9 protein-coding genes and 3 pseudogenes are annotated in these 20,003 nt (G+C 43.0%); 7 read left to right on the forward strand and 5 right to left on the reverse strand.

Annotated features, from left to right (window positions below):
• Window positions 1-381 precede the first annotated feature (381 nt).
• Window positions 382-1,584 (reverse strand): anhydro-N-acetylmuramic acid kinase, encoded by a 1,203-nt coding sequence (locus UYI_RS0110575; RefSeq protein WP_026085877.1) that lies wholly within the window; start codon window positions 1,582-1,584, stop codon window positions 382-384.
• A 356-nt stretch (window positions 1,585-1,940) separates the two neighbouring features.
• On the opposite strand from UYI_RS0110575, the gene UYI_RS0110580 reads away from it, so the two are divergent.
• From UYI_RS0110580 to UYI_RS0110595, 5 genes and pseudogenes are all read left to right on the forward strand, one after another.
• Entirely contained in the window at window positions 1,941-3,116 is a 1,176-nt protein-coding gene (locus UYI_RS0110580; RefSeq protein ID WP_016866636.1) for a GNAT family N-acetyltransferase, read from the forward strand.
• A gap of 81 nt (window positions 3,117-3,197) precedes the next feature.
• Window positions 3,198-4,189 (forward strand): annotated as a pseudogene (locus tag UYI_RS32400) (DMT family transporter).
• Between the two features lie 324 nt (window positions 4,190-4,513).
• Entirely contained in the window at window positions 4,514-6,190 is a 1,677-nt protein-coding gene (locus tag UYI_RS0110590) for an alpha/beta hydrolase (RefSeq protein WP_016866637.1), read from the forward strand.
• Window positions 6,191-6,505: 315 nt separating this feature from the next.
• Window positions 6,506-6,601 carry a transposase-like zinc-binding domain-containing protein gene (locus UYI_RS40340; RefSeq protein ID WP_422615052.1) on the forward strand — a complete coding sequence of 32 codons (96 nt, stop codon included), beginning with the start codon at window positions 6,506-6,508 and terminating at the stop codon, window positions 6,599-6,601.
• Between the two features lie 61 nt (window positions 6,602-6,662).
• Window positions 6,663-9,398, forward strand: a complete 2,736-nt coding sequence (locus tag UYI_RS0110595; protein WP_016866638.1) for an MGH1-like glycoside hydrolase domain-containing protein — start codon at window positions 6,663-6,665, stop codon at window positions 9,396-9,398.
• 972 nt (window positions 9,399-10,370) lie between these two features.
• Here UYI_RS0110595 and UYI_RS0110600 read toward each other — a convergent pair.
• The 4 genes from UYI_RS0110600 to cysC all read right to left on the reverse strand — a co-directional run bounded on the left by UYI_RS0110600 (window position 10,371) and on the right by cysC (window position 12,988).
• Entirely contained in the window at window positions 10,371-11,090 is a 720-nt protein-coding gene (locus UYI_RS0110600) for a hypothetical protein (protein ID WP_016866639.1), read from the reverse strand.
• Window positions 11,091-11,320: 230 nt separating this feature from the next.
• On the reverse strand, window positions 11,321-11,455 hold the full coding sequence (locus tag UYI_RS39640; protein WP_258003599.1) for a hypothetical protein: 135 nt from the start codon (window positions 11,453-11,455) through the stop codon (window positions 11,321-11,323).
• Window positions 11,456-11,646: 191 nt separating this feature from the next.
• Window positions 11,647-12,426: a tetratricopeptide repeat protein gene (locus UYI_RS0110605; protein WP_016866640.1), complete on the reverse strand. Its 780-nt coding sequence runs from the start codon at window positions 12,424-12,426 to the stop codon at window positions 11,647-11,649.
• Complete coding sequence (gene cysC, locus UYI_RS0110610; protein WP_016866641.1) at window positions 12,383-12,988, reverse strand: adenylyl-sulfate kinase; 606 nt, start codon at window positions 12,986-12,988, stop codon at window positions 12,383-12,385. Before cysC ends, UYI_RS0110605 begins: the two co-directional genes overlap by 44 nt.
• A 2,009-nt stretch (window positions 12,989-14,997) precedes the next feature.
• Here cysC and UYI_RS40345 point away from each other — a divergent pair.
• Together UYI_RS40345 and UYI_RS40350 are read left to right on the forward strand one after the other, a co-directional pair.
• Window positions 14,998-18,450: pseudogene (locus UYI_RS40345) on the forward strand (beta-ketoacyl synthase N-terminal-like domain-containing protein); the annotation flags it as partial.
• Between the two features lie 948 nt (window positions 18,451-19,398).
• Window positions 19,399-19,837: pseudogene (locus UYI_RS40350) on the forward strand (phosphopantetheine-binding protein); the annotation flags it as partial.
• Window positions 19,838-20,003: the final 166 nt, after the last annotated feature.

Genomic DNA, 20,003 nt, shown 5'->3' on the forward strand with positions numbered 1-20,003 from the left:
CAATGGGGAACTCGGGGTTCCCTCTAGGGATTAGGGGGAGTGGGGTGTGGGGAGATGGGGAGTGTGTAGACGCAACAGCGGTGAGGGGGTCGCAGTCTTGGACGCCACGTGACGCCACCTGCTACAACTGTTGGAACCCCCAAGGGCGCAGTGGCTCCTTTATGGCGGGAGAAGAGTCCACCGCAGTGGCTGGGCTTTGGGTCACGTAGACGCGCTCATGGGCTTAAGGTAAGGGTATGCGAACCCCCGTAGACGGGCGAAGCCCGGTCTCGTACGCCGTAAGGCGTGAGCGTAGGGTAGAGTACCCGGAGGGCTTCGCGCAGGGTGGGGTGTGAGGAGTGTGAGGAGAATAAATAGTAACAAATGACCAATGACTATTGACTATTGACTAAAATTTATTTCTCCTAACAATACTCGTTTGCTTGCTCCAGTAACGGTTGGTAAGTTACCGGGAAAGCCTAATTGTCGCCAGTAGGCTAGGACTGCAAAGGCGATCGCTTCTTTGAAATCTGCGCTCAATCCCACTTCATCTGTTGTTAAAACTGGTACTGGCTCTAAAAGCTGTTGTAACCGATTTTTTAAGTAAAGATTGCGACTACCACCACCACATAAAAATACTCTTTCTGGCAATTTTGGCAAAAAAGAGCGGTAATTATGGACAATGGAAACGGCTGTGAGTTCTGTGAGAGTTGCTAGTAAATCTGCAGCACTGAGTTGGTATGGTTCCGAATCTTTGATACACTCTTGCAGATAATCAACACCAAATAATTCTCGACCCGTAGACTTTGGTGGTGGTAGATGAAAGTACTCTTGCTCTAGCCAATGTTCGACTAGGGCATGACAAGGAGTGCCACTAGCAGCCCAAGAGCCGTTTTCATCATAGGTTTTTGTGCCATTCGTTAAATACTGTACTGCCAGATCCAGTAGGCTATTTCCCGGCCCCGTATCCCAACCACGGATTTTTTCTAACCAGTTATCTGGCTGAGTATTTTGCCGAGGAGGTAGATAAGTAAGATTACCAATACCACCAATATTTTGAATACAACGTGCTTCTTGAGGATGACTGAACAAAGCAGCATCTACAGGCGATACTAGGGGTGCACCTTGTCCACCAGCAGCAATATCTGCTACACGGAAGTTACTGACAGTTGTTATGCCTGTTAATTGAGCAATGACAGCACCGCGACCGAGTTGGAGAGTGTAACCTAAACGATGATGGGGTGATGGGGTGGTGGGGTGATGGGGTGAAGTGTTCTCCCTATCTCCCACACCAGCTGGTCGATGGTAAACTGTTTGACCGTGAGAACCAATTAAAGTAGCTGGTTGGTGATCAACTTGAATGTTTTGTGCGGCTTGAGCAAAAGCGATTGCGATCGCATCATCTAATTCTGCCAACTCTGCCATTGAGATGGCTTGACCAGCACAAACAGCCAAAATGCGTTCTCTGAGATGACTTTGGTAGGGATATGTTGCTCCGGCTACAAATTCTACCTGTAAATCAAAGTCTGTACCGGAAATATTTACTAAAGCTGCATCTATACCATCTACAGATGTGCCACTGATTAAGCCGATAACGCGAGTCATCCGATTTTGGATTTTAGATTTTGGATTTTGGATTGGTTCCACGAGATTTATTTGGAGTCTTGTACCCTGCTCGCAATTATCGGTCATAAATATTTTTAATGATTAGTAGTTAGTGGTTAGTGGCTAGGGACGAACAGCTAGTTGTGCGCTTGTATATTTGCTGCTCATGCAAAGAACAAAGAATAAAGAAAATTTAACACCAAATTGTCAGGGGAAGTATTGTTTGAGATTTCTGTAAATCCAAAATACAAAATTGATATCACTTCCTCCATTAGGGTGAATCTTTAGGATGATGTGCTAGTACTAACGCTTTTTGTAGTATGCTTGTAGTTTATTGATGCTAGGCGGTAGTTAGTATGACACCTGTATATGAATACAGCAAGCTTGCCAATGCAGAAGATGGGAAAAGATTAGGGGAAATCCTCAGTCAGTGTTTTATTGGCGCACCAGAAGATCAAGAAAAATACATTAACAGTATTGGTGTAGAAAATTTCCGTATCCTCCATAAACAAGGACAAATAGTTGGGGGACTGGCAATTATCCCGATGGGACAGTGGTGGGGTAGGCAGGCTATACCGATGGGGGGAATTGCTGCTGTTGGTATTGCTCCAGAATATCGTGGTACGGGAGCAGCCATAGCCATGATGCAACACACTCTTAAAGAACTCCATACCAGGAGTGTGCCCCTGTCTGCTCTTTATCCTGCTACTCAACGCCTCTACCGCAAAGCAGGATACGAACAAGGAGGAAGCTTTTGTACGTGGGAAATTCCTTGTGAGACTATCCCAACCACGGAACAACCACTTCCTGTTGTGCGTGTTGATTTTGATATTAAAGTCTTAAATGAACTCTATCAGCAAAAAGCCAGACTAATTAATGGACACCTAGATCGACATCAAGCAATCTGGGAGAGGTTAAGCAAACCAGAGGAACAGCAAACAGTCTACACTTATTTAATTGGTTCAGCCAATCAACCTGAAGGTTATATTATTTTCAGCCAACACCGGACAGAAGATGGTTCGATTTTGAGAATTAAAGATTGGGTATTGCTCACAACTGCGGCGTTACAATCTTTCTGGAATTTTGTTGCCGGTCATCGATCGCAAATAGAAAAAGTACGCTGGCGCAGTGCTGTTGTTGATTCTCTAACATTACTGCTACCGGAGCAAACAGCCAAGATCAAATCAACCACGCGCTGGATGCTACGGGTGATAGATGTTGTTAAGGCGCTAGAGATGCGGGGTTATCCACCTGGGATAGAAGCTGAACTGCATTTGGAAATTCAAGATGATTTGTTTGCTGAAAATAACGGTAAATTTATTCTTGCTGTTTCTCATGGCCGTGGTGAAGTGACAAGTGGTGGTAAAGGTGAGTTACAGCTAGATGTTAAAGGACTAGCACCTATATACACGGGCTTATTTACACCCCAACAGTTACAACTAACTAAGAAATTGACTGCAACAGAATCAGCACTTTTAGCAGCTACACAAATATTTACAGGTGCATCTCCTTGGATGCCAGATTTCTTTTAAATGTTGTTGGTTGTTTGTTGTTTGATGTGTGGGGTCTTAACAACCAACAATCAACTACCAACTACTAACAACTATTGACTAATGACTAAAATTCATCAAACATCAGGTCGCTGGCGTTTAGGACTAGCGTTGTCACTACTGACTGCTTTTTTGTGGGGAATTATACCAATCGCTTTGTCAGTAACATTACAAAAATTAGATGTATATACTGTCACTTGGTTTCGGTTTTTGATCGCGTTTGTTTTGTTAGCAATTTATTTAAGTGTACAAGGGAAATTACCTACACTAAGACAACTACGTTCTACTTCTGGGAAATTATTAGCGATCGCAACCATTTTCTTAGCTCTTAATTACATTTTTTCCTCCAAGGTTTGGCGCTAACATCACCTTATAACGCCGAACTACTCATCCAGTTAGCACCTTTACTCATGGGTTTGGGAGGTTTAGTCATTTTCCGAGAACGCTATACACTAACTCAGTGGCTTGCCTTGGGAATTCTAACTATTGGCTTTATTCTCTTTTTTCACGAACAACTTTTGCAATCATTTATAGCAAGTTCTCAAAGCACTAATACTTCTCATACATATCAACTATTTTATAATAATATTATTCTTTAATCATCTCAAAAATATTTACTAGGTAGTAGTTTAATTATCTTAGCAGCAGTCACATGGGCAGTCTATGCTTTAGCACAAAAACAGTTATTAAAATCTTTATCTTCATCCAATATCATGTTCATGATTTATGGAGGATGTACATTATTTTTCTCTGTGTTTGCGAAACCAAAAACAATATTTAATCTTAATTACTTTCATGCTGCAACATTAATTTTTTGTGCCTTAAATACTCTGATTGCCTATGGTGCTTTTTCGGAAGTTTTGGAACATTGGGAAGCATCGCGCGTAAGTGCTGTATTGGCTTCGACTCCGATTATCACTTTATTGTCAGTAGAATTTGTATCAGTAATCGCACCTAATTTAATCGCTCCCGAAAAACTGACTTTGGTAGGAATTTTAGGAGCAGTTTTAGTTATCACTAGTTCAGTAGCGATCGCTTTAGGTAAACCTAGTTAAATTTAAGTTAATAAGTACTATTACTGTTGAATTTATCATGTTAATAGCATTCTAAATATTTATGATTTGCATACGCAAGCGTATGTTTTTTTTATTTGATATGATGTCATGGTTAGCTGATGCTAACCGATTTGCTCGACGACTAGGTAAGTAACTCAACTTATCCAGTAGACTGGAAGGAAGTTCAATTTTGAATTTCTAAATCCCGAGAAACTGCAAAAAATCCATAAATTTAGAGGCGCATCACAAAAACTAAACTCAGGGTGTAGAAATAACTACCACAATACACGCCTTGTCAACAACATCACTGTGTATAGTTGAACGATGAATAGCTTGTTTAGTAACTGGGTTAGCACCCTTAAAAAAAATTGGCTGTTGCTGGTTCTATCTACGGTGCTGCCATCCTTTGGGTTGAGTCAATCAGCCTTGACAGCAGAGCGAATTTATGGATCTTATTCAGCCATAGAACGTTCTGTTTCTGTTACAGCCCTGGAAAACTTCGCCACAAACGGCATAGTAGATGAAGAATTGGCTGTTTATACCCAGTTTCTCAAACCAGAACAACTTCAGGAGTTGCGGCAGGCATTAGTTAGTCCGATAAAGGTTCATCCTGTGGCAGTATCACAATTTCTCTATACACCACAGGGAGAATTTTTGCTGCAACGCTTGACAGAAGTGATTAAAACCGAATCTCGCCAACCAAATCCAGGATTTCATGCTTTGCGATCAGCGTTGATTCTAGCAGCAAATGAACCAGGGGGCTTAACACTATTAAATTTGGTGCGGAAGTATCCCAACTCCAGCATTCATATTGATTTAGCGCGTACCTTGGGTATTACAGCAGAACTGACAAAAATAGTAAATGACACCAACCGCGCCGTAGCAGCAGTTTTGCAAAAGTCTGCCACAGAAGTTGCTAGCATTCCACCATCATTTAATCTTTCCCAATTGCCAGATGTACGGCGTCAGGGAAAATTTGTTGTGACAAAAGACTCGTTGAATCAAATAGATGGTGCAAGAGGACGGGAACGGCTTTTACTAAGCGATATTTATGTTCCTAATGCCCGTAGCAAAGTACCCGTGATCGTTATTTCTCACGGTTTAGGTACAGACAGCAGCAACTTTCGATACTTGGCTGAGTATCTAGCTTCCCACGGTTTTGCTGTCGTCGTTCCCAACCATCCAGGTAGCAATACTCAACAACTGCGATCGCTACTTAACGGTAGCGCCAAAGAGATATCACAAGCAGAAGAATTTTACAACCGCCCATTAGACATAAAATACATATTAGATCGATTAGAGAATGATATTAACTTTAAAAATCGGCTAAACTTACAACAAGTAGGTGTAATTGGGCAATCTTTTGGTGGTTACACAGCTTTAGCTTTAGCTGGTGCAAAGATTAACTTTAAGCAATTAAATAAAGACTGTAACGAACAGGCACTCAAGCAAACTTGGAACATGTCTTTGCTATTCCAGTGTCGTGCGTTAGAATTGCATGGTAAAAACTATGGTATTAGCTATAACCTGCGGGATGAGCGAGTTAAAGCTGTGATTGCAATTAACCCAATTACCAGCAGTATCTTTGGTGAAGCGGGGTTAAGTCAAATTAAAATTCCAGTCATGATAGTAGCTGGCAGTGACGATACAATTGCACCTGCCTTGTATGAGCAAATACAACCCTTCTCATGGATTACAAATTCTCATAAGTATCTTGTCTTGCTTGCTGGTGGAACACATTTTTCTACTATCGGCGAGAGTGGTAATACTTCTAAACAAGTGCCGTTACCTTCAAACTTAGTCGGAGATGATCCAAGACAAGCACGTCGTTACATAAGCATGTTGAGTATGCCTTTCTTGCAAACTTACGTTGGTGGCATGTCAAAATACTCTCCCTATTTAAATGCTGCCTATGCTAAATATATTTCTAACCAAAATATGAGCTTAAGTCTAATTCAATCTTTGACTCCAAATGAATTGGCAAGAGGTACAGCAAAGTAGCTAAAAAATGATCGCGTCGCTTAGGAAGATCAAAAGTATCAACTGAGTATCAGCAGAATCATCCAGTCCATGAATTGCAAGCCGCCAATAAGTGTGGTGCTGTTGTCAAGTCAACTCACAACTTGAAAATTATTGAAAATAGAGCTTGAAACAATACTATTGAACTCGAAGACGATTGGTAAGCTTCCCCACGGCTAGAAGCCGGGGGCTTTCAGTAGCCCTGAGCTATCCGTGCGCTCGTTCACAACACAAATAACCCGAACCTCTAGGCAGGCTTACAGACTGCCCCAAAAAAGGGTGTTGCATAATTAAGGGATGAACTGTCCTAATTGTGCATCTACTCATATACGTAAGAACGGGCATCGTCGTGGGAAACAGAGGGCAATTAGTAAGCATCTATCGAGAATTTGATGCAGTATCGCCTAGATTGAAGTCTGAAAATCAAATATCTTAGATTCAGCAGGAGTCTTCTATGACCGCAGAGGAGCAACGGCTCGAACAAAACCGTACTGGCAAAGTCGATTGGTACAAATGGGGGCCATATTTGAGTGAACGCCAATGGGGAACGGTGCGCGAAGATTACAGTTCTGATGGGAATGCCTGGAATTATTTTCCGCACGATCATGCGCGATCGCGGGCGTATCGCTGGGGCGAAGACGGACTGGGTGGGATCACCGACAACCACAACTTACTCTGCTTTGCACTGGCGCTATGGAATGGCAAAGACCCTATCCTTAAAGAGCGGTTGTTTGGCTTAACCAACAGTGAAGGCAACCACGGCGAAGATGTAAAAGAGTACTACTTCTACATCGATAGCACACCCACCCACTCGTACATGAAGTACCTCTACAAATACCCCCAGGCAGAGTTTCCTTACAATGATTTAGTTAGTACTAATCGTAGTCGCAGTCGTTATGAGCTGGAATACGAGTTGTTAGATACGGGCATCTTCAACGATGATCGCTACTTTGATGTGTTTGTAGAATACGCCAAAGCAGATGCCGAAGATATTTTGATTAAAATCAGCATTGTCAACCGGGGATCACAAGCTGCTCCCATTCATGTGCTACCAACCCTTTGGTTTCGTAACACCTGGTCTTGGGCAGATGGTGGAGCCAAGCCTGTATTGACGAAGGTTGAGGGAACAGCTAACAGTGTGGTTCATGCCCACATTACGGATACCCTGCTGAATCACTACATCAGCGATTACTACTTATACTGTGATGGTATACCTGCGCTGCTGTTTACGGAGAATGAAACAAACAATCAGCGGTTATTTAGCACACCCAATGCCAGCCCCTATGTCAAAGACGGCATCAACAATTACATTGTGCATGGACAACAGGATGCTATTAATCCCAGCAATGTTGGTACAAAAGTTTCACCCCATTACGAAATTATTGTTGGGGCAAAAGAGACGAAGGTGATGCAATTGCGCCTCTCAAAACATGCTCCAGATCAGGTCGCGGAGCCATTTGGCAGCGACTTCGAGCAAACGTTTGTGACTCGTATTCAGGAAGCGGATGAGTTCTATAAGACTGTGATTCCACCATCAGTTTTGGCGGATAGCGATCGCACCAATGTCATGCGGCAGGCACTGGCTGGGATGATGTGGACGAAACAATACTTTTACTACGACCTGAATCAATGGCTGAGGGAGCGCAACGTTACCCCTTGGACGCTAGCTGCCAACAGGAAGCATGTGCGGAACAGCGATTGGTTTCACATGTATAACGATGATATTATTTCCATGCCGGACAAGTGGGAATATCCTTGGTATGCTGCCTGGGATCTGGCATTCCACGTGATCCCCATTAGTTTAATCGATCCGGACTTTGCCAAAGATCAACTGATGCTGATGCTACAGGAAGATTACCTGCACCCCAACGGGCAAATTCCTGCCTATGAATGGAACTTTGGCGATGTGAATCCACCTGTACATGCCTTTGCCACCTGGGAAATTTACACCCGCGATCGCGAACAGAACAACGGTATCGGGGATATCGAATTCCTCAAATACGCCTTTTCCAAATTGCTGATCAACTTCACTTGGTGGGTAAACCGCAAAGACGAAGGCGGTAACAATTTGTTTCAAGGTGGATTTTTGGGACTGGACAACATAGGAGTATTTGATCGCAGTTCACCTTTACCCACAGGCGGCTACCTCGATCAAGCAGACGGCACTGCCTGGATGGTGTTCTTCAGTCAGCGGATGTTCCAGATTGCGATTGAACTGGCACTCCACGATCCGCTCTACGAAGACTTTGCGATCAAGTTTTTTGAACATACCATGTGGATTGCTGGAGCTATGGATCGGATTGGTGAATACCATGACGAACTGTGGGATGAAGAAGATGGCTTCTTCTACGATGTGCTGCGCTTTCCTAACGGTAACTCCACCCGTTTAAAAGTGCGATCATTGGTGGGTTTATTATCGCTGATGGCAGTTGCCGTTTTCCCACGTGAAGCCTTTGAAAAGCTGCCGCGCTTTCAGGCAGAGGCACAAAAATTCATTTTGCAACACCCCGAACTAACTCAGAATATCCATCTCCCGAATAAGCTGGGTGAGCAAGGGCGGTTGATGCTGTCTATCTTGAACGAAGACAAACTGCGCCGTGTTCTCTCCAAAATGCTGGATGAATCAGAGTTCCTCAGCGATTACGGGATTCGTTCTCTTTCCCGCTATCACTTGGAGCATCCCTACAGTTTCTATCACGCAGGACAGGAGTACAACGTAGGATACGTTCCCGGTGACTCTACCTCAGGCATGTTCGGTGGCAATTCTAACTGGCGCGGCCCCATTTGGATGCCTGTCAATATGTTGCTGTTGCGATCGCTACTTCATCTCTATAGCTATTACGGCGATTCCTTTACCGTTGAATATCCTACAGGATCTGGTAAGTACCTATCGCTGTTTGATATCACCCAGCAAATCAGCGAACGAATTGTGAGCATTTTTCTCAAGGATAAATCCGGTCGCCGTCCGGTCTATGGCGGTAATGAAAAGTTCCAGACAGATCCCCACTGGCGTGATTTAATTCTATTCTACGAATATTTCCATGGGGATAATGGGGCGGGAATCGGTGCTAGTCACCAAACTGGATGGACTGGCTGCGTTGCTCGAATCATTCAGGGTTTGGGCTACTTTAGTAAGGAAATTGTGTTGGATACCATAACACCTGGGGAACTGGCAAAGTACCGGATTTGAGTTCTACTTTCGTTATGTTTTGCGTACACAGGCAATTGCCCACAACAAGGGAACGAAAATTTAACTCCTCCTACACCCCTACACCCAATATAGTTGGGTTAAAGGTTAAAGGTGAAAATGCTTATTTTTCCTCCTTTACCCTTTGCCCTTTCCCCCTTAACCAAACCTTATTGGCCCCACACCCATTTTCAAGGCAATAAAAATTCCCAGACGTTAATCCGGGAATCCTGTAGTTTGACACTCTTGCACTTGATTTATGATTTCTCTACAATATTCGTTTTTTTATCTACATATCTGCCAAAATGCCAAAAACAACTGAGGATTTGTATAACATATTTCATTTTTTACTTAACAATGAAGACCCCGTCCTTAAGGACGGGGTTTAACAATAAAAGCAGCTGGAGTTGCTCACATTTTAGGCATTAATCTAAGAATGTAATTCTGATTTGAATCTATTCCCAATAAAAGACCCCTGTGGCTAAGCAGGGGAGGAAAGTTTTCCAATTCGCGCTAATTTTGTGCAAGAACGGATTGCTAACTTACTGTACTTTTTATCCAATCCGAATTGTTGCCAAAATGCCAAAATAAAATCTTGTTGCTTCCCAAGGAATAGCCTTTACCATCATGGATGTCTAGATGGATTATGGTTTAGCTGGTTAGCAATCAAATCTACCACTGCCGCGATCGCCTTCATTATTTTTCATAGATGCTCCCTAACGATCCAAGGTTCTTCATTTCCATCTACAGAGAACAATAAGGCAAACAGGAAAATAGGACAGTTAATTCAGAAAAAAATCTGGCACAAAAGCATGAATTAGCTTTCCTATATTTTTTAACAAGAATATTGCCTTTTCTCAGAAATAGATAGAAAAAATTAACACTAACATCAGATATTATTCGGCAGTATATTTAACACTTCATACTTGGTAAGGTAGCGTTCACTACGAAGTAATTTCTCTATATGTATCAATTTTAATGCTGGTTCTGTAAACGTCTCATTTCATGTTGAACATCCAAGGCAATCTGTAAAGCCTCATTTAATAATTTTCCATGTTCACTAGCTTGTTCTGGTACTTGCATTGCTGTTAACGTTGCTAAGTTGTTCATAAATAGTTCCGAATTACTAATAATAAATTTTCGATTTTCTCTCAAAATTCTCTCTGTCTTTAAAGCACGTATCAGATCAGCTTTTGTAAGTTGTAATGCTTCGATAACCTTACTTCTTTCTTTGATGGTTACTCCTAAATTACCAGCTGCTTCTATTTGGTCATTGATATCTATTGCCTTAATAACAGCATTGTATCTATCAACATCCATTAATAGCATCTCAAGAGAAGGTGTAATGTTAGTTTTGACTAGCTTATTTTTCTGTTTCCAAATTAGATACAATATTAACTGTGTAATAGCAGTACCGATACCAACAAATCCTAGCAATAAAATCCAAGATGGAATAAATGCGCCCATGATAAGACTTTTAGCAAGTAAATCAAAGACAAGATAACTAACGACTAATATAGTAATTCCAATAAAAATTGTAGTAGCTCCTTCTGGTCCTTTTGCTTTTTGTATAAAACTTTTGAGTGTTTTCTTGATAGGATTAATAATAATTACTAGTTCATCATTAACAGGTAAATTCGTTAAATATTGTAGCTCACTTAGACTGATGTCTAAATCTTTTAAATCATTACGCACAGTTATGAAACCTCGTTAAACATAGTTTTACTAAAATTATATGGCAACCAAACTTATGACATCTTTAGTGAATGACAATTTGGCTAAAATGAAGTGTATCCTTCTTAGATATTCTAAGAAAGCTGAAAGCTACTAACATGTCTGATGCGATCGCATAATTTGAGTGTATTCCACTCAATAGTAAACTGCTATAGTAAATTTACAAAAACGTTATGTTATTGGATAAGCGATCACCCAAAAGCAATAGGTAACTGGAAAATGCTGTAAAGGCGTAAGGCACAAAGGACTCGATCACCACATGCAGCTACTAGCATAGGTATAGAAAGCGATGCTCCGTAGGAGCCGCTACGCGAACGCACAACCATAGTAATCACTCTCAAGCAAAAAAAAATGACCCAGCAGTGCTGGGTTCATTGATTCCGAAGCTGAAACCAGAAAGATTTAGTTAAAAAAATGAAGATATACAAAGACAATGGCTTGCTATCTGTGTTTGCTAGTGAGGACTAGAGCCACTGAAAAACCTGATTCAATGAGCTAAAGAAGCTAACATCGTTTGTTAACCATCTCGCCGTTGAAGTTTGGGAAGATTACTGATCACTTCAGCAGCTTCTTTTAATTTATTTTCTTGAATCAAAGTCTCTGCTAACCCCAACCTAGCAGCAGGTATAGCTGGGTTGAGTTTTATGGCTGCTTCAAATGCATCTCTAGCAGCTTTATATTCTTCTTGTTCTAGGTAAATACGGCCCAACTTAATATAAGCAAGCACAAATTTAGAGTTCAAGCTCAGGGCAGTCTTGAGTTCCATGACAGCTTCTGATATCTTCCCTTTATTTTTATATGCTTCTGCCATCAGCAAGTGAGCCAAGGACATTTCAGGATCTAAGCTCAAAGCAAATTTCAATCTCTGTACAGCAGCATCATATTGTTTTTGTTCTATACACACTTGAGCAATACCCACCTGAGCTGGTGCAGACTTAGGATCTAAATTGAGAACATTCTCAAACTGTTCCAAAGCTTGACTCAGCCTACCCTGTTTTAAATAAACACGTCCGGCATTTAGTGGAGCCTCAGGCATGAGAGGATCTAACAACATCACTGCCAAAAAATGATGCAAAGCCTCTTGGTAATGCTTTTGTGTGAGATAGATATTTCCTACAGCTAAATGAGCATGAACTGAGTTGGAATTAGTTTGGACAACTTTTGTTAGCTCAGCCAAAGCTTCATCATAACGTCCTTCTTTTGCCAAAGCAGCACCAAGCTGCAATCGCTCTTGCTCAGTTGTAACTGTTGCTTCATCTTGCTTCAACCGTTTGATACTGGGAGTAAACTTGTACATAGCCCCTGTCTTCTAGCTTCGCCAAAACTTTAAATACACTTTCTTCTAAGCTTTCCAAGTCAGTTCTACACTCTATATCTGCATTTAATGGTGGTTCATAGGGATCATCAATCCCGGTAAAGTTTTTAATTTGCCCAGAACGAGCTTTTTGATAAAGTCCTTTGACATCTCTGCGCTCACATACATCTAGCGGCGCATTCACATAAACTTCAACAAAGTTGTCAATACGCTGCCGCATCTCCTCCCGAATATTTCGATAGGGTGAAATAGCCGAAACCAGTACAATTACACCATTACGAGACAGTAGACTAGCAACAAAACCCACGCGGCGAACATTTTCATCTCGATCTTCCTTGCTGAAGCCCAAACCCTTAGTTAAGTTTTGACGCACAACATCTCCATCTAAAACTTCAACCTTGTAACCCTGGGAACGCAACACTTTCTCCAAAGCGCTACTAATCGTGGTCTTGCCCGCACCACTCAAACCGGTAAACCATAGAGTTACACCGAGATGTTGACGCTTGCTTCTTTCCATACCATTGTTGGTAACTGCCTGATTCATTGCCTAATCCTTGGAGTTATTTCAGCAGATTTAATATTTCTGTAGCTTGCAATACTTTTGCTGTAGATTTACTAACTACCTAAGCTTTTAAAGATATTTTGACAAAAAGATCACACATACTTTAAAAACTAGATTTCAGTAATAGCATATACTATACCCTCAAACCGTTGTTTAAATTTTTTAGTTTTAGTAAAGTTTTCTTTAAGTATTTACACGAGAAAAAAAAACTACTTTTAAAAGGAGAACTTTTTATATATAAAAGTATTTATACGGTATGATTTATCTACATTTTTAAATTAATGTTATTTTGCTTCCTAAATATCGGTAATCGTATCGTATTGATTTTTACAGAGATTTCCTATTCAATATTTCAGTCAAAGTAAAAATTTATATATGACTAAAATTGTATAAAGCTTCTGTAAAATTTATTGACAATGTAATAAAAAAATTCTAAAAATTGAACTATCACCGAAGTAACAAAAAAGACTTAATCTATGTAATTTTAAGTAAAAAAATGTATTTATTTTAACTGTTTTATATACAGGTAAGTGCTTCTGCCTCAGTCTGTTGTATGTATTAAAAATCATGCTTTAGTAGCATCAATCAGGTTGCAACCAAAAATTTTTAGGCTGAAATTGTGTTCTTAAATAAAGCTACTTCACTTTGAGTTAAGACACATGGTTGAGCAACATGTTGATATTTAGTGCTACGGAATTCACATTTTGCTCAGGAGTGTAAGTATGCAATGCCTATGAAACAATTTATTTATTTTTCTGTGATTTCTATCAGTACTTGCTCATCCTGAAATATATACTATGAGTCAATTTATCTGTTTCTCTGTAAGTCCTATTAACCTTGCTCATCCTGGTATAGCTGTTGCTACTACCCGTGCAGGTGGTATTGGTATTCTAGATAGAGAATTTTGTCATGACCCAAAACAAGCAAGTAAAAATTTAGACCAATTATTGGCTTTAACTAATCCTAGTCAATCTGTAGGACTACGTTTATCAGCTGCTCAGGTTGCTTCTAGTCATGCACTGTTAAAAAGTCTGAGCAATCAACCTCATTGGCTAATCCTGTGTGGGTGGAATCCCAAGACACTAGTAGAAGTTGTAGCATCACTGCCAACGGGGCGATCGCGTAAAATTCTACTAGAAATTACAGACATTGAACAAGCTCAAGCTCTGGATAATCAAATACAGAATATTAATATAGATGGCTTAATTGCTCGTGGACATGAAAGCGGAGGTTGGGTAGGTGAAGACTCCGCCTTTATTTTATTACAGAAACTCTTGAGCATTCAGTCGCGCCCAGTCTATGTCCAAGGGGGAATTGGCATTCACACAGCAGCAGCTTGTCGCGTGGTAGGAGCTGCTGGTGTCATATTGGATGACCAATTATGGCTCATGCCAGAATCACCCCTGCCACAGGAATGGCAACGCCATCTCACTAACCTCAGCGGACAAGAAGCAATAGTATTGGGCGAAAGGCTCAATGCTAGTTGTCGTGTCCTGTCCCGTCCAGGATTTCAAGTAATTACTAACTTGCAACAACTTGCCGACCAAATAGAAGTTGAAAACGACGGTTCAGCAGATGGTGTTCAAAATTGGCAACAACAAGCGCAACCATTAATAGGTTGGGGTAAACCAGGACAACTAGCTTGGCCAATGGGACAAGCTGTAGGATTAGCAGCAACATTTCGCGATCGCTACCCTACAATTGGCAAACTGATTCAAGCATTACTCAAACAAAGTCAAGAACAAATCAAAACAGCCCAACAACTACGTCCCTTAGATGCCAATGCACCTTTAGCAGCTTCCCACGGCACTCAATATCCGATTGTCCAAGGACCAATGACACGGGTGAGCGATACCGCAGAGTTTGCCAATGCAGTTTCCCAAGCCGGAGGACTGCCAATGTTAGCCTTGGCGCTGATGCGTGGTTCGCAAGTACGCAGCTTACTGCAAAAAACCCAGCAATTAATGGGCAATCGAGCTTGGGGTATCGGGATGCTGGGTTTTGTATCTCACGCATTGCGTGAAGAACAAATCCAAGCCGTAAAAGAATTCAAACCTCCCTTTGCCTTAATTGCAGGTGGACGTCCCGATCAAGCAGCTCATTTTGAAGCCGAAGGAATTGCCACCTACATCCATGTTCCAGCCCCACGCCTACTAAAAATGTTTCTAGAACAAGGGGCAAGACGGTTTGTATTTGAAGGTCGCGAGTGTGGTGGTCATGTTGGCCCCTTGAGTAGTTTTGTTCTCTGGGAAAGCATGATCGCCACCCTATTAGCAGATGCACCACCGGGTACAGAATCAGAGATACATGTGCTATTTGCCGGTGGGATTCACGATGCCCGTTCCGCAGCCATGATTGCTGCAATGGCTGCACCTTTAGTAGAACGAGGGATGCGGATAGGCGTCCTTATGGGTACAGCATATTTATTTACCCAAGAAGCTGTTGCTTGTGGTGCGATCGTCCAAAAATTTCAAGAACAAGCCCTGTCATGTAGCCGCACCATTAACTTAGAAACCGGGCCGGGACATGCTAGTCGTTGTGTCTTCACTCCCTTTGCCCAAGAATTCTACGCTACAAGACGACAAATGATGGCAGCAGGCAGTCCTCCAGAGGAAATCAAAGACACCTTAGAAGATTTGACTTTAGGACGCTTGCGAATTGCCTCCAAAGGATTGCAACGTACACCAGATGGTCAGGTGCAAACAGTAGACGAAGCACAACAACTGACTGATGGCATGTATATGATCGGGCAAGTCGCCACTCTCCGCGATCAAGTTTGTACTGTGCGAGAATTACACCAAAATGTATCGGAAATTGGTACTAAGCTGTTAATATCTGCGTTAGTTGAACAAGATAGAGAACAAGAAGTCACAACCCGCCCCTCAGATATCGCCATTATTGGTATAGGGACATTATTACCTCAAGCTCAGTATCCCGAAACCTTTTGGAACAACATTCTCCGCAAAGTCGATGCAATTACAGAAATTCCTGCCCAGCGTTGGGACTGGCGGCTCTACTACAATCCTGACCGTAACGCCAGAGATAAAGTTTATTCTAAGTGGGGTGGATTCTTAGAAGATGTACCCTTTGATCCGCTGCGTTTTGGTATTCCACCCAAATCATTAAAATCCATTGAACCCGTACAATTGCTGGCACTAGAGACAGTGCGACGAGCCTTAGAAGATGCTGGCTATGGGTCGGGTAACTTTGATCGCGAACATACCTCTGTAATTCTCGGGGCAGGTGGCGGCATTGCAGATTTAGGTCAGCAATATGCCACCCGTTGTGAAATTCCCCGGATGGTTGGTAAAACTGCACCAGAAGTTTGGGAGCGTTTACCAGAATGGACAGAAGAATCATTCCCTGGTTTGTTGTTGAATGTGATTGCAGGTCGAGTCGCCAATCGTTTTGACTTCGGTGGTCACAACTTCACAGTCGATGCTGCCTGTGCTTCTTCTTTAGCAGCATTGGATTTAGCAGTTAAAGAACTCGAAAGTGGACGTAGTAATGTGGCGATCGCTGGTGGAGTTGACACCGTTCAGAGTCCCTTTGCCTATTTCTGCTTTAGTAAAACCCAGGCTCTTTCACCACGCGGTAGATCGCGCACCTTCGACAAAACAGCAGATGGCATTGCCATTAGCGAAGGTATTGCCGTCGTTGTACTCAAACGGCTAGCTGATGCCGAACGAGATGGCGATCGCATTTACGGAGTCATCAAAGCCGTCTCCAGTTCCAGTGATGGTAAAGCTTTGGGGATGACAGCTCCCTTACCTGCTGGGCAAATGCGGGCCTTGAGACGTGCCTACAACAAAGCTGGCTTTTCACCCAATACCTTAGGACTATACGAGGCTCACGGTACAGGTACACCAGCAGGTGATAAAGCAGAGTTAGAAACTGTGATCAGTGTCCTGAAAGAATATCAAGCTCATCCCAAATCCTGTGCGATCGGCTCAGTGAAAACCTCCATCGGTCATACCAAGAGTACAGCGGGGATTGCGGGTGTGATTAAAGCCGTCTTGGCACTGCACCACAAAGTCAAACCTCCCCACATGAACGTTGATACACCCCTCGACCCAATCATAGATAGTGAAAGCCCGGTGTATCTACCTAAAGAAGCCCAACCCTGGTTAACCCATCCCGATCACCCCCGTCGCGCTGGTGTCAGTGCCTTTGGTTTTGGTGGCACAAATTTCCACGCTGTTCTAGAAGAATATCGGGGTAACTGGCAAGCTACTGCCCCAGGTGCTGATATTTGGCCGTACGAGTTATTTGTATTCCGTGCTGAAAACCTTGCCGCTTTAGCTCAAGAAGCCAAATCATTGCTGACAGCCCTCAGTAATGGTGCAGAGCCACGTTTGCAGGATCTTGCTCACAGTTTTGCTCAACGCGCCCAAGCACGTCAGCATCAGAGCGCTTGCTTGGCGATTGTGGCTGAGAGTTTGTCACAGTTACGAGCAGATCTGGAAATCGCGATCGCCCACCTAGAAGGTCGTCAATCCCAAACCTTACCACCTCATATTCAGTTTGGGATGGCAGATCCTCAAGCCAATCAACAGGTCGCCTTTTTGTTCCCAGGACAAGGGTCACAATATTCCGGCATGGCTCGGGAAACGGGGCTATATTTTAACGAAATACGTGGTACTTTCGAGTTTGCAGACCGTCAGCTACGCCAGTGTTTTCCCAAGTTGCTTAGCCAATATGTTTATCCACCCAGCCCTTACAGCGAAGACGAAGAAAAGCAAAACTACAAACAGCTGATGGATACTCGTATTGCCCAGCCAGCAATTGGGGCAGTGGAAACAGGTTTGATGGATTTGGCAGCCAGGCTAGAACTGAAGCCTGTCATGGTTGGTGGACATAGCTTTGGCGAGTATGCAGCCCTGCACGCAGCGGGAGTTTTATCCAGAGAAGACTTTTTTAACTTGGCTGCAACTAGAGGACGGGTGATGGCAGAAGCCTGTGCGACTTCCGTAGGAGCCATGGCCGCAGTCCAGACTACCCGCGAAGATTTACTCTTACGCCTCCAGAATTTTGAAGGAGTAGTGATTGCTAACCAAAATGCTCCCCGTCAGTCGGTGATTTCTGGAGATAAACAGGTTGTGCAACAGGTGGTAGATAGTTTAAACGCTGCTGGAATTACAGCTCGGATGTTGCCAGTTTCTGGTGCTTTTCACTCCGCTTTGGTCGCATCTGCCCAGGCCGCTCTCGCAGCGCCTATTTCCACCGTCACCATGCATTCTCCCCGCATCCCTGTTTATGCTAACTCCACAGCTCGCCCCTACGGCTCGAATATTAATGACATCCGTAGCCAGTTATCCAAGCAATTACTCAACCCAGTAGAGTTTTTGGGGCAAATTAATGCGATGTATGCCGATGGAGCGCGGATTTTCGTAGAACTCGGGCCAAAGCATGTCCTAACTAATCTGATCGGTCAAATCCTCGCACAAAAAGAACACACTGCTGTTTCTTTAGATGGGCAAGGTGGGGGATTGCGTGGTTTATTAATGGCTTTGGGTACATTGTTCGTTCGTGGTGTTCACATCAAGTTAACAGCTTTATTTGATGGTCGTGATGTACAAAACCTAAACCTAGCTAAATTGGTTGAGTTAACACGCAAACCTGCTTTACCTCCAACAGCTTGGTTAATTAACGGTGGTAGTGCCAGACCACAAAACCAACCAGTTGGTTACACAGGTAAACTACCACCCTTAAATCAAGAAACTGCTGTTGCGATCGCACCATTACCTGAATTAAGTCAACCCCCCACCCAACCAGTACCTATACAAGAACAACCAACACCAAAACCACCAGTCTCCAAGCCAGTCAGCACAGTACAAAAACCACAGCCTAACACTCACCTTGTATCAAAAAAGCCAGAAATCCCCATGAATCAACCAGCTACACCATCCACCCCAGCTAACGGCAAGAGCTTAAATGGCAATTCCTCGCCTCTCCCTGCACCTGCGAACCCACCTCAGCAAGCAATGGGAGCAGGTATTTTGCAAGCCTATCAGGCTTACCAAGAGACTATGCGTAAATTCTTGGCAGTCCAAGAACAGGTGATGAGCCAGTTACTAGCTACACCATTGGCAAACGTATCTGTGCCTACACCTACACCTGCTACCACTCCCTTACCACCCCGCAGACAACCAGAAAATCATCTGCCACCTGCTCCGCAACCTGTAGTTGTTCAGCCAAAAAATGGTTCTGCCCCAACCCTAACACCCAACAACAAACAAGAGCAGATACCAGTTGCACCCCAACCCCTGATTCCTCAACCAGTGTCAGCGCCACCTGTACAGGAGATAGTAGTTAAACAAGTACCAGCACCTCCAGCTACTACCCAGTCCTTACCAGATCGTGTTAGTTTAACTCAGACTTTATTAGGACTGGTCAGTGAACGTACAGGTTATCCCGCAGATATGTTGGGACTTGACCAAGATATGGAAGCAGAACTAGGTATTGACTCAATCAAGCGAGTCGAAATATTGGGGGCGCTCAACCAAGCTTTACCAGCCAGCCTTGCAGATAGTGTCCGTCAGCAAATGGAGCAGTTGACCAGGGTCAAATCTCTCAATGGCATTGTAGATAAAATCTTAGAAAATCTCCAACCTACGGCTGCGGCTACCGTTACCAACACAGTCACAGCTGCAAATATCTCGTCTGCACCGATCGGTGAATCGCTAAATCAAACCGAACTCACTCAGACTCTGTTGCAACTAGTGAGCGATCGCACCGGTTATCCTACAGATATGTTGGGATTAGACCAAGATTTAGAAGCAGAATTGGGTATTGATTCGATTAAGCGAGTTGAAATTTTGGGTGCGCTGCAAAAAAGTTTGCCTCAGTCCCTAGCAACTAGTGTGCAAGCACGCATGGAAAGTTTGACCCGTGTGAAATCTCTCAATAGTATTGTTGAGCAAGTTCTGGCAATCTCAGCACAGGAGAATGGCCTGGGAAAGTCTCCAGCCCAGTTGCAAGTATCCCACGCTACGTA

This window comes from Fischerella muscicola PCC 7414 (genome assembly GCF_000317205.1).
Lineage (GTDB): Bacteria > Cyanobacteriota > Cyanobacteriia > Cyanobacteriales > Nostocaceae > Fischerella > Fischerella muscicola.

Coding starts and splice junctions, on each gene's coding strand:
- cysC (WP_016866641.1), bottom strand. CDS start 12,988: ATGAATCAGGCAGTTACCAACAATGGTATGGAAAGAAGCAAGCGTCAA.
- UYI_RS0110590 (WP_016866637.1), top strand. CDS start 4,514: ATGAATAGCTTGTTTAGTAACTGGGTTAGCACCCTTAAAAAAAATTGG.
- UYI_RS0110595 (WP_016866638.1), top strand. CDS start 6,663: ATGACCGCAGAGGAGCAACGGCTCGAACAAAACCGTACTGGCAAAGTC.
- UYI_RS0110580 (WP_016866636.1), top strand. CDS start 1,941: ATGACACCTGTATATGAATACAGCAAGCTTGCCAATGCAGAAGATGGG.
- UYI_RS40340 (WP_422615052.1), top strand. CDS start 6,506: ATGAACTGTCCTAATTGTGCATCTACTCATATACGTAAGAACGGGCAT.
- UYI_RS0110605 (WP_016866640.1), bottom strand. CDS start 12,426: ATGTACAAGTTTACTCCCAGTATCAAACGGTTGAAGCAAGATGAAGCA.
- UYI_RS0110575 (WP_026085877.1), bottom strand. CDS start 1,584: ATGACTCGCGTTATCGGCTTAATCAGTGGCACATCTGTAGATGGTATA.
- UYI_RS39640 (WP_258003599.1), bottom strand. CDS start 11,455: ATGGTTGTGCGTTCGCGTAGCGGCTCCTACGGAGCATCGCTTTCTATA.